Annotated in this window: 15 protein-coding genes and 1 rRNA gene; 3 read left to right on the top strand and 13 right to left on the bottom strand. The window is 64.7% G+C overall.

Annotated elements, in window-relative coordinates; translation table 11 throughout:
• Positions 1-3: 3 nt before the first annotated feature.
• From E3T27_RS15585 to paaA, 12 genes are all read right to left on the bottom strand, one after another.
• The gene (locus E3T27_RS15585) at positions 4-858 is read right to left on the bottom strand and encodes an ABC transporter permease (RefSeq protein WP_134573891.1); all 855 of its coding nucleotides are present in this window, start codon (positions 856-858) and stop codon (positions 4-6) included.
• Positions 855-1,793: an ABC transporter ATP-binding protein gene (locus E3T27_RS15580; protein ID WP_134573889.1), complete on the bottom strand. Its 939-nt coding sequence runs from the start codon at positions 1,791-1,793 to the stop codon at positions 855-857. The genes E3T27_RS15585 and E3T27_RS15580 overlap by 4 nt, the downstream gene beginning before the upstream one ends.
• Positions 1,794-1,942: 149 nt before the next feature.
• Complete coding sequence (locus E3T27_RS15575) at positions 1,943-4,051, bottom strand: acyl-CoA dehydrogenase family protein (RefSeq protein WP_134573887.1); 2,109 nt, start codon at positions 4,049-4,051, stop codon at positions 1,943-1,945.
• A 184-nt stretch (positions 4,052-4,235) separates the two neighbouring features.
• A complete protein-coding gene (gene recQ / locus E3T27_RS15570; protein WP_420898078.1) occupies positions 4,236-6,341 on the bottom strand; it encodes a DNA helicase RecQ in 2,106 nt (701 codons plus the stop codon).
• Positions 6,342-6,458: 117 nt separating this feature from the next.
• Positions 6,459-7,151 carry a copper resistance CopC family protein gene (locus E3T27_RS15565; RefSeq protein ID WP_166786242.1) on the bottom strand — a complete coding sequence of 231 codons (693 nt, stop codon included), beginning with the start codon at positions 7,149-7,151 and terminating at the stop codon, positions 6,459-6,461.
• Positions 7,152-7,346: 195 nt separating this feature from the next.
• Positions 7,347-7,973, bottom strand: coding sequence for a hypothetical protein (locus E3T27_RS15560; RefSeq protein WP_134573881.1), 627 nt, complete (start codon positions 7,971-7,973; stop codon positions 7,347-7,349).
• A gap of 156 nt (positions 7,974-8,129) precedes the next feature.
• On the bottom strand, positions 8,130-8,918 hold the full coding sequence (locus E3T27_RS15555) for an enoyl-CoA hydratase/isomerase family protein (protein WP_134573879.1): 789 nt from the start codon (positions 8,916-8,918) through the stop codon (positions 8,130-8,132).
• Positions 8,919-8,983: 65 nt separating this feature from the next.
• Positions 8,984-10,129 (bottom strand): 1,2-phenylacetyl-CoA epoxidase subunit PaaE, encoded by a 1,146-nt coding sequence (paaE, locus tag E3T27_RS15550; protein ID WP_134573877.1) that lies wholly within the window; start codon positions 10,127-10,129, stop codon positions 8,984-8,986.
• The gene (paaD, locus tag E3T27_RS15545; protein WP_134573875.1) at positions 10,129-10,674 is read right to left on the bottom strand and encodes a 1,2-phenylacetyl-CoA epoxidase subunit PaaD; all 546 of its coding nucleotides are present in this window, start codon (positions 10,672-10,674) and stop codon (positions 10,129-10,131) included. Before paaD ends, paaE begins: the two co-directional genes overlap by 1 nt.
• Positions 10,668-11,522, bottom strand: a complete 855-nt coding sequence (gene paaC, locus E3T27_RS15540; protein ID WP_134573873.1) for a 1,2-phenylacetyl-CoA epoxidase subunit PaaC — start codon at positions 11,520-11,522, stop codon at positions 10,668-10,670. Before paaC ends, paaD begins: the two co-directional genes overlap by 7 nt.
• A complete protein-coding gene (paaB, locus tag E3T27_RS15535) occupies positions 11,519-11,824 on the bottom strand; it encodes a 1,2-phenylacetyl-CoA epoxidase subunit PaaB (RefSeq protein ID WP_134573871.1) in 306 nt (101 codons plus the stop codon). The genes paaC and paaB overlap by 4 nt, the downstream gene beginning before the upstream one ends.
• A complete protein-coding gene (gene paaA / locus E3T27_RS15530; RefSeq protein WP_420898077.1) occupies positions 11,821-12,822 on the bottom strand; it encodes a 1,2-phenylacetyl-CoA epoxidase subunit PaaA in 1,002 nt (333 codons plus the stop codon). Before paaA ends, paaB begins: the two co-directional genes overlap by 4 nt.
• Positions 12,823-13,018: 196 nt before the next feature.
• On the opposite strand from paaA, the gene paaI reads away from it, so the two are divergent.
• Genes paaI through E3T27_RS15515 form a run of 3 tightly spaced genes read left to right on the top strand, consistent with a single transcriptional unit; the run spans position 13,019 to position 15,425 of the window.
• A complete protein-coding gene (gene paaI / locus E3T27_RS15525; protein ID WP_104195903.1) occupies positions 13,019-13,447 on the top strand; it encodes a hydroxyphenylacetyl-CoA thioesterase PaaI in 429 nt (142 codons plus the stop codon).
• A 17-nt stretch (positions 13,448-13,464) separates the two neighbouring features.
• Positions 13,465-14,784, top strand: coding sequence for a phenylacetate--CoA ligase PaaK (gene paaK / locus E3T27_RS15520; protein WP_134573867.1), 1,320 nt, complete (start codon positions 13,465-13,467; stop codon positions 14,782-14,784).
• A 41-nt stretch (positions 14,785-14,825) separates the two neighbouring features.
• The gene (locus tag E3T27_RS15515) at positions 14,826-15,425 is read left to right on the top strand and encodes a TetR/AcrR family transcriptional regulator (RefSeq protein WP_134573865.1); all 600 of its coding nucleotides are present in this window, start codon (positions 14,826-14,828) and stop codon (positions 15,423-15,425) included.
• 136 nt (positions 15,426-15,561) lie between these two features.
• Here E3T27_RS15515 and rrf read toward each other — a convergent pair.
• Positions 15,562-15,663: ribosomal RNA gene (gene rrf, locus E3T27_RS15510) — 5S ribosomal RNA — on the bottom strand; the annotation flags it as partial.

Below are 15,663 nucleotides of genomic sequence, written 5' to 3'. Positions count from 1 at the left end.
GGGTTAGGCGTCCCGTCGTTTGAGCAGCAACGCGGCCATCCCGAGGCTCACTGCCACCCACGCGAGTACGATCAGGAGCGCCTGCCAGGATTCCACCATGGTCGGGGCGATCATCTCGGAGCCGGCCACGGTGAACATGAACGGCATCATGTCGGCAACCCACTCGACGAGTAGGGAAAACAATGCCACAACCGTCGGCAGGAGCAGGATGATGCCCAGCACCGTCGCGATGCCGCCAGCGCTGCTGCGCACGATCGTGCCGATACCAACCGAGAACACCGCGATGAGCGCGAGGAACAGCACGTTGCCGAGCAATGGCATGATCACGTCGACGTCGAACAGGCTTGCAGTGACGTCCTGGGACCCCAGGATGGGGGTGGCTACGAGGAACGAGCCGAGCACACTGAACAGGCCCACCAGGAAGGTGAACCCGAACACCACGATTACCTTGGCCCAGAGCGCGGCCAAACGGTCCGGCACCGCGGTGAGCGTCGATTTGATCATGCCAGTGGAGTATTCGCCGCTGATCGAGAGCACGCCAAGAACAGCGACGATCATTTGGCCAAGGCCCAATCCGGTGGTGGAGACGATGACGAACATCTGCGCGTTATCGACGGCCATGGCGGCACCGGTGGCCGGGTCGAATCCGGCCGTTTCCGGCGACAAGGCGAAGGACATCGCCACGGCGAGCCCCAGCGCGGCCACGACGACGAGGGAAAAGGTCCAGTAGGTGGAGCGCAGGCTCCAGAGCTTGATCGATTCAGACTTGAGCAGGCCGCTGAAGCTGAGCCCGGAGCCGGTTGAAACGAAGGGGACCAAAAAAGCGGATTGCGTTATCTGGTGGGTCTGGGTGCTCATCGAGCGACCTCCGCTTCGGTGGGGGAAGAGGCATCGCCGGTGCGATACTCCACTTCGTTCTGCGTGAGTTTCATATAGGCGTCCTCAAGGGAAGCATTGACCGCCGAGAGCTCGTGCAGGGAGATCTGGGCGGCAGCGGCGCGGTCACCGATCTCGGTCACGGTTAGTCCGCTGATCTCGAGCACGTCCTGCTCGACGTTGGTGATGGTGACATCGTCCTGTGCCAGCAGGGCGGCGAGTGCCGCCGTATGCGGGCTGCGCACGCGAACCGTGTTCTGCGCGGCCGAGGCGATGATATCGGCGACCGAGGCATCCGCTATCACCCGGCCGCGGCCGAGCACGATGATGTGGTCGGCGGTGAGCGCCATCTCGCTCATCAGGTGCGAGGAGAGCAGCACGGTGCGGCCCTCGGCGGCGAGCTGTTTGGTGAGCTTGCGCACCCACTGCACACCCTCGGGGTCGAGGCCGTTGACCGGCTCGTCCAGGATGAGAGTGGCTGGGTCGCCGAGCAACGCGGCGGCGATGCCGAGACGCTGGCCCATGCCGAGCGAGAAACCGCCGACGCGCTTACGGGCGACGGACTCCAGGCCGGTGAGGTTGATGACCTCGTGCACCCGGCTAGTGGGGATGTTATGCGTTGCGGCCATGGCGCGCAGGTGGTTGAACGCACTTCGGCCGGTGTGCACGGCCTTGGCGTCGAGCAACACTCCGACCTCACGCAGCGGCGCCTTGTGCTCGTGGTACGGCTTACCGTTGACGATGACCGATCCGGCGCTGGGTCGGTCCAGGCCCACGATCATGCGCATGGTGGTGGACTTGCCTGCGCCGTTCGGCCCGAGAAACCCGGTGACCTTGCCGGGGTGCACCGTGAAGTCGATCGCGTCGACCGCGGTCTTGCTTCCATAGTGCTTGGTCAGGGACTGTGCCTGGATCACGACTGCCTCATTCCGTTGGTGGATAAGGCCCCGATTCACTGCGTTGAAGCCCCCATACCAAACGGTATGGTTTACCCCCTATGTGGCGCATCAACCGTGGGGATGGTTCTGCGCCACCGGTGTCGTACCTGAGTACGACGCGCCCTGCCCTACCGTTTGACCGACTTTTCGGGTGCGGGAGCGGCCCCCGACGCCCGCCGGTCGGCGTAGTAGTCGCGCGCCTCGTTCTGGCGTTCACGCTCGATACCGCTCGCGATCGTAGCCCGCAGGTGATCTGGCGAATAGCCGAACGCGTCGACGAGATCGAGGGCATGCGGACGGATGCGCGCGATCAGCCGGTCGATGTAGGCCGTTACGGCCTGGGCCCGCTGGGCAGAGAGACGACCGTGAATGAGGTACCAGGCCAAATTCTTCTCGACCAGGCCGAGGCCGAACAGGTCGCGCAGCCAGGTGAGCACCTGCTTGGTGCCGGCATCCGCTGTGGCGTCGAGCGCCCGGGTGAACGACTCCCACTGCAGTAGTTCGCCATGGGCACGTGCTGCTTCGATGAGCTCGTTCTGGTGTGCGTTGAACAGGTCGGCGGCCTGCTTCTTTGGTAGTTTGGTAGCACCGCGCAGCTTGCCGGCGACCTCACCGATCATGCTCTCGACCCGATCGGTGAGCAGCTCGCGCTGCACATCACTCTCGCGGAGGGCGCCGACCGAGCGGGCCGTTGATCCACGGTCGGCAACGGACTGGCCGAGAGTGCGGAGGCCTGTGCCGTGGTAGGCGCGACCAGCGGCGTGCTGCACGACGTAGCGGGCGAGGGCGCCGGCATCCGCTGTGGCGAATTTACGGCTGTAATCGGTGAGCAGACGCTTGGCGACGAGCTGCAGCAGCACGTTATTGTCGCCCTCGAAGGTCGCGAAGATGTCGAGGTCGGCGCGCAGCCCCACGAGGCGGTTCTCGGCCATGAAGCCGGCGCCGCCGCAGGCTTCACGGGCTTCCTGCAGGGTGTCGAGCGCGTGCCAGGTGGAGAGTGGCTTGAGCGCGGCAGCGAGGGTCTCGAGGTCTTGCCGGTCATCGTCGGTGTCGGCCTTGCCGCTGAACACGTCGTCGAACTTCACCAGAAATTCGTCGTGTGCGAAGGTCTGGGCGTACGTCGTGGCAAGGCGCGGAAACAACCGGCGCTGGTGCCGCTGGTAGTCGAGGATGACCTCCTCGTCAGTGTCGCTGCCGGCGGTGAACTGCCGACGCTGGCTTCCATAGGTGATTGCGATGGTCAGGGCCAGAGCGGATGCCGCGGTGGCGGCCCCGTCGAGCGATACACGACCCTGCACCAGTGTGCCCAGCATCGTGAAGAAACGACGCCCGGGGCTTGATATCGGGCTGGAGTAGGTGCCGTCCCGGGCGACGTCGCCGTACCGGTTGAGCAGGTTTTCACGCGGGATACGCACGTCGGTAAAGTGCAGGCGACCATTGTCGATGCCGTTGAGGCCCCCCTTCAAACCGTCGTCCTCACCGCCGACACCGGGCAGAAAGTCCCCGTTTTCATCGCGAATCGGCAAATAAAAGGCGTGCACACCGTGGTTGACGCCCTGGGTGATGAGTTGCGCGAACAAGACGGCGGCGATGCCGTCCTTCGCGGCGTTGCCGAGGTAATCCTTCCAGGCAGCGCGAAACGGGGTGTTGACCACGAACTCGCCGGTGGCGGCGTCGAAGGTCGCGGTGGTCGCGATGCTCGCCACGTCGGAGCCGTGACCGATTTCGGTCATGGCGAACGCGCCCGGCACGCTCAGGTCCATGATGCCGGGAAGGTACTTATCGTGATGCGGCTTGGTGCCGAGGTGCAGCACAGCGGCGCCGAACAGGCCCCACTGAACGCCGCCCTTGATCTGCAGACTCGGGTCGGCAATGACGAGTTCTTCAAAGCCCGCAATGTTTCCACCGTGGTCGTCCTGACCGCCCAGGTGCTTGGGAAAGGCGCGCAGTACGTGGCCGTTGGCTGCGAGTACCTTGAGCTGCTCGAGAACGCGCAGTCGGTGGTCAGCCATGGAGAGGCCCTCGATGCGCTGCATATCGGGGCGCGCGGTCACTTCTCGGGCGGCGAGGCGCACGTCAGCCCAGGTGCCGAGCAGCTGGCGCCCGAGTTGTTCGACGTTGACTGCGGGGGCGGTCGGATCACCGATGGACTTGATGGGTCCCGTGTCGACGCTGGGATCGAGGCTGGGATCGAGGCTCATCGATCGGGTGCTGGAGCGCTGTTTCGTGTCAACCATGGGTGGTCCTAACTGTTCGCGCGAAAGTGATGATCGCAACGTTAGGGCCGCATGGTCGTGGTCGTGAAACGCGCGGTGCGGGGGCAACAACGAGAGCTGCCGCCCTCGGCATCCGTTTTGTAGGTTTACTACAACATGGAGCCGCGCACACCTGCGCTCCCACACAAATAGCGCACCGTTACGATCACGCGGAAGTCGCGACGACCTCGAGCAGGGCTGCGCCGTAGGCTTCGAGTTTCTTAGCACCGATACCGGTGATGCCGTCGAGCGCGGCGAGCGTGGTGGGGCCTGCTGCGGCCACAGCGATGAGGGTAGCGTCACCGAAGACTATGTAGGCGGGAACGCCCTGCTCCTTTGACTCGGCCGAACGCCACACCCGCAGCGCCTCGAACAGGGTCTCCTGGGCCGTGCTGAGGTCGGCGGCCGCGACTTTCGCTGCGCTCGGGCGGCGGGCGGCGCTGGAACGTGCGGGGCGGTCGGGTTCGCGCCGCAGTCGCACATCGCGACTGCCCCCCAGAACTTCGGCGGCGGCATCCGTCAGCACGAGGGTTCCGTATTCTCCGGAGGTAGCGAGCAGCCCTTGGGCCAGCATTTGGCGCACGACGCCACGCCAGGCCTGGTCGCTGAGATCGGCGCCAAGGCCCCAGGTACTTAGTTCGGTATGCCGGTATTGGGTGGCGCGGGGGGTTTCTTTGCCGCGGAGGATGTCAATGAGGTGGCCGGCGCCGAACTTCTGGTTGCGTTCGCGGTGCAGGCGAACGATGGTGGAAAGCAGTTTCTGGGCGGGGATGGTGCCGTCCCAGGCTTCGGGCGGTTCCAGGCAGGTGTCGCAGTTGCCGCAGGGTTCGCTGGTCTGGCCGAAGTAGCGCAGCAGGTTGACGCGGCGGCAGTGCACGGTTTCGCAGAGGGCGAGCATGGCGTCGAGGTGGGCGGAGAGTTTGCGCCGATGGCCGAGGTCGCCCGGCGATTCGTCGATCATGCGACGCTGTTGCACGACGTCTTGCAGGCCGTAGGCGAGCCAGGCCGTGGCCGGGGCGCCGTCGCGGCCGGCTCGACCGGTCTCCTGGTAGTAGCCCTCGACCGATTTGGGCAGGTCGATGTGGGCGACGAAGCGCACGTCGGGCTTGTCGATCCCCATACCGAACGCGATCGTGGCCACGATGACGACGCCCTCTTCGCGAAGGAACCGGGACTGGGTGCTGGCGCGCAGTCCTGCGTCGAGCCCGGCGTGATACGGCAGCGCATTGACGCCGTTCTGACGCAGAAACTCGGCGGTCTGGTCGACCGTCTTGCGGCTGAGCGCGTAGACGATTCCGGCGTCGCCGGGGTGCTCCGTCTTGAGGAAGGACAACAGTTGCTTGCGCACCTCGGCCTTACCGACGATGCGGTACTGAATATTGGGCCGGTCGAAGCTCGCCACGAAATGCTTGGCGTTGCCCATCTGCAGGCGGGTCGTGATTTCCTGGTGCGTGGCGTCCGTCGCGGTGGCGGTGAGGGCGATGCGCGGCACGCCCGGCCAGCGGTCGGCGAGTTCGCTGAGCGCGAGGTAGTCCGGCCGAAAATCGTGTCCCCACTGCGACACGCAGTGGGCCTCGTCGATGGCGAACAGGGCGATGGTACCGCGCTCGAGCAGCTGCTTGGTAGCCTCGTTCGACAGCCGCTCCGGGGCGACGTAGAGCAGGTCGAGGTCACCATTCAGGTAGTCGCGTTCGACCTGGTTGCGAGTCTGCGAATCCTGGCTGGAATTGAGGAACTCGGCGCGCACACCCACGGCAGTGAGGGCATCCACCTGGTCTTGCATCAGGGCGATGAGGGGTGAGACGACGATGCCGGTGCCGGGTCGCACGAGCGCGGGAATTTGGTAACACAGGCTCTTGCCGCCGCCGGTGGGCATGAGCACGACTGCGTCCTTGCCGTCGACGACCTGTGCAATGATCTCGGCCTGGTCGCCGCGAAACGAGTCGTAGCCGAACACGGTGTGCAGGGCTTCGGCTGCGGTGGCGAACTTGCGAGTCGCTGCGCGAACCGGGAAGGCGGACCGGGTGGCCGCTGCCCCCCTGCGTTGGCTCGAAGCGGGTGCCACGGCTGGTTTGGCCGGCTGCCGCCCGACAAACTGGCTGCCAGCGTACTCCCGGTCCGACTCTGGCGGCGGAGCGTCGTAATCGTCGGGGGCATCGGAGTCGCTCGGGCCGTCGAAGTCGCTCGGGCCGTTGAAGTCGCTCGGGCCATCGAAGTCACTGGGTGGTTCAACGTCGTCGGGGTTTCCGGGCAGCTCAGCGTTCCAACTCACCTGCATAACTTTACCCGGCCCCCCTGACACGTTCCCCCGCGCCAATCCGATCCGCGACAGCGGGTAACTGGGTGCTTCGCGGTACCTGAAGCACGCATTTACCCGCTGCCTAGTGGGTCAGCTACGGCGTGTGCGGCGCAGGACGAGCAGGGTCACTGCGCCAGCGAGCAGGACCGCGCCGAAGGCTCCGCCGATCCAGGCGATGGTCGGGAGGGCGCTGTCGCTGGAGGCACTCGATCCGGTGTCCGCGGTGACGTCCGTTGTGGCGGCATCCGCTTCGATCCCGCACGAGGCAGCCGCGGTCGCACCGTCGGCGAGTGACTGGCCCGGGGCTGGCTTCCAGTCGAAAGTGAACTCGTCTGAGATCGAGTGGCCGTCGGTGGAGACCGCCTGCCAGATCACCGTGTATTGCCCGGCCGCACCGAGCTGCGCCGCGGTTTCGATCGTGGCACCGGAGACCGTTGCGCACCCGTCACCGTAGAACAGTGGCGCACTGGCCGGCCCGGTGACGACCATCGCGGCCCCTGAGCCGGATGCGCCGAGATCGAGCAACTGGTCACTCGTGGTGACCGAGAGCACACCGGGCTGCTCGGTCACCACCGCGTCGGCCGCCGGTGAGGAACCGACGACGCTGTTGTGAGCGGATGCCGGGGCCGCGCCCCAGCCCAGGGCCGCTGCAGCTACGACGACCGCGAACACGGCTCGGGCCGCGCGGCGAGTGGCCGAAGCAGTCTGCCGGCGGGTCGACTTCTGGTGCACAGTTCGATGGAGGGGGGCTGTCGCTTCGTCGGGCGTCGTGTTGGCGCGCACGGTGCTAGACCGACTGCTTGCGTTGGGCGGTGGCGGCCGGTGTGGGGGCGGCCGGTGTGGGGGCGGCACCGCGAGGGGTCGTGAACTTCATGATTATCCTTTAGCGTGGGGTGCCCGGCGCCAACCGAACGGGGCCGGAGCGGACCGTGTTATTCGTTCGGTGCGGCGGGGAAAATGGTCTGGTTCGTGGCTGTGTCAGGCAAAGAACGCGCTGGACGGCGGGCCACGATGCCGCATGGCCGATAACACGAGAACCAGATCGCGCGGCGCGAACACCGGCGCCTCGTGCCCGATGCGAAGCGGTGCCGCGACCGGCACGACCAACGGTGCGGGCACGTACAGGGTACGCACGCCCACGCGAACGCTTTCGACGAGGCCCCAGAACGCGCGCTCCCCAGAACGCAGCACCAGAATAGTGATGATGGCGGCTCCGAGGTGGGCGCCCCACATGGTCGCACCGTCATGCGTGATATCAGCGCCCCCGCCCGGCGCGAGCGGGCCGATCAGACCGGGCAGCGCCGCATGCTGGTGGGTACCCGACGCGGCGAGGGCCTCGGCGCCGAGCGTGCCACCGGGTGCGCCGAGTGAAAACAGTCCGTGAAAGATGAGCTGGCTGATCAGCACGGATGCGGCACCACGCCAGAATGACAGGGTACGACCCGAGAGAGCGACGCACACCATGCCGGCGAAGGCGAGCGATACGACGACCGCCAGCAGACCGGGTGCTGAGTCACCACCGAGTGTGTGCGACAGGGCTGCGGCAAAGGTCGAAAGCACGGCAACGATCCAGCCGCGTGCGAAGCGGGCCCAGCGTGTGTGCATGACGGCCCCTCTCCGGTATCGTCCAGGGTGACTTTTTTCGAGCATCCTCTTTCAGAATAACTGACAGACCTTGCAAAAAGACTGGTGGAAGCTAGTGATCGACCACGGTCGGCAAGTCATCGTGGATCGAGCGGGCCGTCGGCATTATTTTTCGGTTCAGTGCGGGGAGGGACAGGCGCGCCCGGTGAAGGCGGGCTGGCGCTTTTGTTGGAACGCGGCGAAACCCTCGCGATAATCGCCCGTGGCGCAGAGCGCCGCCTGGGCGGCGCTCTCGTCGCTCATGCTCTGCCAGAGTCCAAGGCGTTCGTCGCGCAGCGACTGCACGAGCGCCTTGCTCGCAAGAAAAGCCTGAGTGGCGCCGGATGCCGCGCGCGCGGCTGCCTGCTCGGTCGCCGCGTTCAGCTCCGCCGCTGCAAAAACCTGGCTGAACAGGCCGCCGGCGACGGCCTCGGCTCCAGACATAAGGCGTCCGCTGTAGATCAGATCGAGTGTGCGGTGCGCGCCGAGGCGTTCGACGAAGAGGGCGTGTCCACCCGAATCGAGGGTGGCACCGAGGTTGGCGAACGGTGACCCGATCTTGGCGGTATCGGCGACATAGACGACGTCGGTGGCGATGAGCAGGCCGAGGCCCACTCCAAGACACGCGCCGTGGGCGGCCGCGAAGGTCGGTGCCGGAAACCTGCTCATGCGCTGCAGCAGCGGGGTGACCAGATCATCGAGGTAGCCGAGTACGTCATCGGTGCCCGGGTCGACCGCCGCGATATCGCGGCCGGCGCAGAAGGCCCGGCCCACGCCGCTCAGTACGAGTGCGCGCACGCCAGCCCGCTCAGCCTCCTGGTAAGCCGCGTCGAGTTCGACGATTGCGGCCTCATCGAGGGCGTTGAGTTTGTCGGGCGCGTTCAGCACCATGTGGGCGACGTCGTTGTCTATTGAGAGCTCAATCACGGCATCCGCTTTCTACGCTGTTGAATGTCGGGCTGTCAGATGCTGGGCTGTCAGATGCTGGGCTGTCACGTGTCATAGTCGACGACGACGGTGTCGGTGGTCGGATGCGACTGGCAGGTCAGGACATAGCCGCGAGCGAGTTCTTCTGGCTCGAGCGCGTAGTTCTCGGTCATGGTGACGTCGCCGCTGACCAGTTTGGCGCGGCAGGTTCCGCAGACACCTCCGGCGCAGGCGAAGGGAACGTCGGGCCGCACCCGCAGGGCAGCATTCAGAATGCTCTCGTTCGCGTTTACCGGGGTGGTGACCGTGTTGCTCTGGCCGTCGAGTGTGAACTCGATCTGGTAAGTCTTGTCCCCCGTGCCGATGATGACCGGCCGACCGCGGTCACCGTGTGCGGCCGAGGGTTCGCCGGTGGTGAACAGCTCGAAGCGCACGTGGGACCGATCCACGCCGGTACTCTCGAGCGTGTCGCGGCAGAGCTGCACCAATTCGAACGGACCACACAGAAACCACTCATCGACCGTAGCGGGGCGCAGGATCGTGTCGAGCATGCGCCGAAATTTCTCCTCATCGATGCGGCCGGAGAGCAACGAGGATGAGCGCTGCTCGCGAGAGAGCACGTGGTAGAGCGCGAGACGGGCTGGGTAACGGTCCTTGAGCTCGGCAAGTTCGTCGAGGAACATCACGTCGAGCGCGGTGCGGTTGGTGTACACGAGGGTGAACATCGACGTCGGTGAGGCAGCGAGCACGGTGTGCGCGAGCGCCATGAGCGGGGTGATTCCCGAACCAGCGGCCACTCCGACGATGTGCTTATGGCTTCGGCCCTGCAGGGTGGAAACGAAGCTGCCCTGCGGGCTCATCACGTCGAGTGTGTCTCCGGCATGCAGCTCGCTGTTGGCCCAGGTGGAGAACGCGCCGCCAAGGTCGCGTTTGATCGCGACACTGATCTGGCCGGATGTCTCCGGTCGGCAGATCGAATAGCTGCGACGCAGCTCCTTACCGTCAATCGTGGCGCGCAGGGCGAGATGCTGGCCGGGCAGGTAGTTGAACGCGCCCTGCAGTTTGGGGGGGACGAGGAAAGTGACTTCGACGCTGTCGGCCGTGAGCGGGCGCACTTCAGCCACCGTCAGGGTGTGAAAGCGGGCGCGGTGCTTGACCGGCGCCAGAGTCGTGGCAGTCTGCGTGGTGGATTCGAGACGTGTTGCGGCCATTAGAGCACCTTGAAGTAGTCGAACGGCTCGAGGCAGTCTCGGCATTCGTAGAGGGACTTGCAGGAGGTGGAACCGAAGTGCGCGAGCTCGCGGGTGTTGAGTGAAGAGCAGCGCGGGCACTTGACGGCCATTTTCAGACGAATGGGGCCGGCTGGGCCGGAACCACGCACGGTCGCGTGCCCGGTTGGGGCGGCGATGCCGTATTCGCGGAGTTTATTCATACCGATCTCGCTCATCCAGTCGGTGGTCCAGGCCGGGCTGAGTACGAGCCGCACCGACACATTCTCGTAGCCAGCGCTCACAAGCACCGCCAGGACGTCGTCGCGCATGGCGTCCATGGCGGGGCATCCGCTGTAGGTCGGCGTCAGGGTCACCGCGACAGTATCGCGGGTGACCCTGACCGACCGCAGCACACCGAGGTCTTCGATGGTGAGTACCGGAATCTCGGGGTCGACGACCTGCGCGGCGATCGTCCAGGCGGCGAGCGAAGCCGCGTCGATGGGACGCGGGCGCGAGATCGCCTCGTGCGCGGCAGCGGTCACCATGATGCTCCGGGGTGGGCGCGGGTGAGTACCTGCATCTCGGCGAGGAGAAAGGCGAGGTGTTCGGAATGTTTCCCGATGCGGCCTCCGCCCGAGGCGACGAATCCGCTGGGGAGTTCGACTTCGACTTCGGCGAACACCGGTGCGATGGCGGCGTCGAAAGCGGGGCGCAGGCTCGACGGGCGCACCGCGATTCCTTCGAGGCGGTCGATGAGTGGTTCGTCCCGGAAGATCTCGTCGACGTAGGGCCACAGGTCGGACAGGGCGGTGATCATTCGGCGACGCGATTCGTCGGTGCCCTGCGCCAGGCGCAGCACCCACTGGGTCGCGTGGTCGCGGTGGTAGTCGACCTCTTTCACTGCCTTGGCGGCGATCGCGGCAAGCGTTTCATCAGCGGATGCCCGCAGCCGGCTGTACAGCTCGAACAAGTAGTGGGACACGACGAACTGGCGTGCGATCGTGTGTGCGAAGTCACCGTTGGGCTGCTCGACGATGTGCAGCGACCGAAAATCGGGCTCGGTACGCCAGTAGGCGAGGTCATCTTCGGTACGGTTCGTCGCCGTTCCGGCGTAGTGCAGCAGGGACCGGGCGTGGCCGATCAGGTCGAGGGCGACGTTGCCGAGGGCGACGTCTTCTTCAAGCTCGGGTGCGCGGGAGATCCAGGCGCCAAGCTGCTGGGCCAGGACCAGCGCGTCATCGCCGAGCCACAGGGCGTACTCCGCGATGTCGGGTGTCGCGTTCGACGTGCCCTCGATGAGTTCAGCGTCGAGGGTGGTGACAGCGACGGCGACGTGACCGTGGTCGTCGGCATCCGCTCCGGCGCTGTCAATGTTCACAGTGTCGTCGTTCATAGGTGCTTCACGCCTTCACTCTTGGAGTAGTAGCTCGCGTGGCGGTAGTTCTTGCCGGCGGATGATTCGAAGAAGGCGCCCTTGGCGTCTGGATCACTCGTGGTGATGGCGGCGGCGGGAACGACCCAGACCGAGACGCCCTCATTGCGGCGGGTGTACAGGTCACGGGCATTGCGCACGGCGAGGGTTTCGTCGGGAGCGTGCAGGGAGCCAACGTGTACGTGGCTGAGGCCGCGGTTGGAGCGAACGAAGACCTCCCAGAGGGGCCAGATTTCAGCAGCGGAATCGCCGGGAGTGGTCATTTGGATGCCATTTCTTCGGTTCGTGCAAACTGTTTGCGGGCGGTTTGTTTAATGGCATAGGCTGCGGCGGCTTCGCGCACCCACGCGCCGTCATCGTGGGCGTCGCGTCGACGCTGTAGACGCTGGGCGTTGTTCGGGCCGCGACCGGCGAGCACCTCGTGAAACTCGGTCCAGTCGATCTCACCAAGATCCCACTGCTGGGTTTGCTCGTTGAAGTGCAGGTCGGGGTCGGGCAGGGTGACGCCGAGCACGGCCGCCTGGGGAACGAGCATGTTCACGAAGCGCTGGCGCAGTTCGTCATTGGAGTGACGCTTGATCTTCCACGCCATGGACTGCGCGGAGTTGGGCGAGTCATCGTCGGGCGGCCCGAACATCATGAGCGCGGGCCAGTACCACCGGTTGACCGACTCCTGGGCCATCTGGCGCTGCTCCTGGGTACCGGCCATAAGTTCAAGCAGAATTTCGAAGCCCTGACGCTGGTGGAAAGATTCTTCCTTGCAGATGCGCACCATCGCACGACCGTAGGGACCATACGAGGCACGGCAGAGGGGCACTTGGTTGCAGATAGCGGCACCGTCGACCAGCCATCCGATCGAGCCCATGTCTGCCCAGGTCGGCGTCGGGTAATTGAAGATCGACGAGTAACGCGCCTTGCCGGCGATGAGGGCATCCGTCATGTCATCGCGGGTGGCGCCGAGGGTCTGCGCGGCGGAATAGAGGTAGAGGCCGTGGCCGGCTTCGTCTTGCACCTTGGCCATGAGAATGGCTTTGCGCTTGAGGCTCGGGGCGCGAGTGATCCAGTTCGACTCGGGCTGCATGCCGATGATCTCCGAGTGTGCGTGCTGCGAGATCTGGCGCACGAGTGACTTACGGTACCCCTCAGGCATCCAATCGCGCGGTTCGATGCGCGAGTCGGCTTCGATCAAGTCGTTGAACTGCTGCTCTTCGACGCTGATATCGGCGGTTGCGCTCGTATCGGGCGTGATGGTGCTTGTCATCATCGGCTCCTGGTCTGCGTTGACTGCGGTGATCGTGGTTGGTTTCGTGCACAAGCGGACGGCGCTAAAGTGGCGCACGCTGGCAATGTCGGGCACGGATGCGCGATTTATTACCGACCGATCGTTCAGTTAGTATATAGTCACATTATCGGCCGGGCAACCCCGACCGAAACGGCCACTCAACGAGGAGAACCGAATGACGGAATCGCGCTCTGTCGGCAGCCAGGCGATGATGAAGCGCGACCGGGCATCCGCTTCTCTGGGAATGATCGTGCACCAAAACGAACCCGGCTACTCGGTGGTATCCATGGTCGTACGTGACGACATGCTCAATGGGTTTGATGTGACCCACGGCGGTTTCGTGTTCGCCCTCGCCGACACGGCGTTCGCCATTGCCTGCAATGATTCGCACCACGTCACGTTGGCCGCTGGTGCTGACATCACATTTCTGGCGCCGACCACGAGCGGCCAGAATCTCACCGCGACCGCACTGCTGCGCGTGAAGAGCGGCCGCAGCGGCATCTATGACGTCCGGATCACCGTGGACAACGACGTGACCATCGCCGAATTTCGCGGTCACAGCCGCACCACCAACTTGCCCGTTCCCGACAGCAGTCACCTCTAACCCTTCCGGAAGGCACCATGTCAACGCTGACTAAGACCCGTCTGCACGCACCGGCACTCGACGAACTCGACGCGGCCGAGCGGATGTCCCAGGGCGAAATCCGCGCGCTGCAACTGATTCGGTTACAGAACACCGTGCGGCACGCCTACGAGAATGTGCCCCTCTATACGCGCAAATTTGATGCTGCCGGTGTGCACCCCGGCGACATTCGCAGCTTGGAAGATATCTCGCTCTTGCCCTTCACCACCAAAGACGACCTGCGGATCTCCTACCCCTTCGGCATGTTCGCGGTACCGATGGACCGGGTCGCGCGCATTCACACATCGTCAGGGACAACCGGCCTGCCGACCGTGGTCGGGTACACCAAGAACGACCTCGCTATGTGGGCTGGTCTGGTAGCCCGCAGCCTGCGTGCGTCTGGCGTGCGCCCGGGAATGAAGGTGCACAACGCCTACGGCTACGGTTTGTTCACGGGCGGGCTCGGCGCCCATGCCGGCATTGAAGCGCTGGGCGCTTGCGTCATTCCTATGTCGGGCGGCCAGACCAACAAGCAGGTCCAGATGATCACCGACTTCGAGCCCGACGTCATCCTGTCAACGCCCAGCTACCTACTCACGATCACCGACGCCATGGTTGCTGCCGGTCTTGATCCACGCCGCTCGAGCCTGAAGGCCGGCGTGCTCGGTGCAGAGCCGTGGACCAATCAAATGCGTCTGGAACTTGAGGACCGCCTCGATTTCGATGCGCTCGACATCTATGGCCTCAGCGAGGTCATGGGGCCTGGTGTCGGCAATGAGTGCATCGAGTCCAAGGACGGCCCACACCTTTGGGAAGATCACTTTCTGCCCGAGATCATCAATGGTGACACCGGACACAGCCTGCCCGATGGAGAAACCGGCGAGCTCGTCTTCACGTCGCTGACCAAGGAGGCCTTTCCGGTCATCCGCTACCGCACCCGCGACCTGACTCGATTACTGCCCGGCACCGCGCGGCCGGGAATGCGCCGGATGGAAAAGATCACCGGCCGCAACGACGACATGATCATTCTGCGCGGGGTAAACCTGTTCCCGACCCAGATCGAGGAGATCGTTCTCGGAATCGAGCACCTCTCCCCGCACTTCGTACTCGAGTTGACGCGACCGTCGCGCATGGACGAGCTCACCGTACGCATCGAACGACACGAGCATGCCAATGATGCCTCATCCGCCATTGCGCGTGCGTTGCTCATTGCCCTGATCAAGGATCGGATCGGATCGAGCGTGAACGTGCTTATAGTCGAACCCGGCACCCTGCCGCGCAGTGCCGGAAAGCACAAACGCGTCTACGATCTGCGCTAGCCGGACATGGTCGGTACGCCTGCGTGAGAGACTCAAGTCCTATGCCTGACGTACACCCACCTAAACGCGGCCGCCCCGGCTATGACCAGCGCGCCATTCTTGAGATCGCCGTGACCGCGTTCAACGAATTCGGTTACGACGCGACCTCGATGGGAGTGCTCGCGACGCGGCTGGCCCTGTCGAAGGCTGCTATCTATCACCACTTCACCTCCAAGGACGAAGTGCTCCAGCTTGCCCTCGATGAAGCCCTCAACGGTCTCGAGGGCGTGCTGCTCGAGTCTGGCGCGCTGACCGGTAGTGCGATTGACCGCCTGGCCTACGTGCTTCGGGGGGCCGTGCGCATTTTGACATCTCGGCTACCGTATGTCACCCTCCTGCTGCGTGTGCGTGGTAACACGGAAGTCGAGCGCTTGGCGCTCACCCGTCGCCGCGCCTTTGACCGAGCGGTCTCTGCCCTGGTCATCGAAGCCCGTGATGAGGGCTCATTGCGCAGCGACATCGACCCGCGCGTCGTCACGCGCCTGCTCTTCGGCATGGTCAATTCGATCGCCGAGTGGTATCGCCCCGAGGGCCCCGAAGACGCCGGTCACCTCGCGGACGACGTGCTTGCCGTAGCCCTGGACGGCCTCCGCCGCCGCTAGTACCTGAACGAGAAGAGGCCACGCACAGTGTGCGTGGCCTCTTCTGTTCGGTTAACGCATAACAACCACCCGGGGTGGTTGTTAACGCAGAAAAGTCATCCCGTGAGGGATGGCTTTTCTGGTGTTTCTAAGTTAAGTCCGGCGGTGTCCTACTCTCCCACAGGGTCCCCCCTGCAGTACCATCGGCGCTGAGAGTCTTAGCTTCCGGGTTCGGAATGTGACCGGGCGTTTCCCTCTC

The sequence above is a fragment of the Cryobacterium lyxosi genome (genome assembly GCF_004403345.1).
Lineage (GTDB): Bacteria > Actinomycetota > Actinomycetes > Actinomycetales > Microbacteriaceae > Cryobacterium > Cryobacterium lyxosi.
This window is presented reverse-complemented; position numbering and strand designations above follow the sequence as displayed.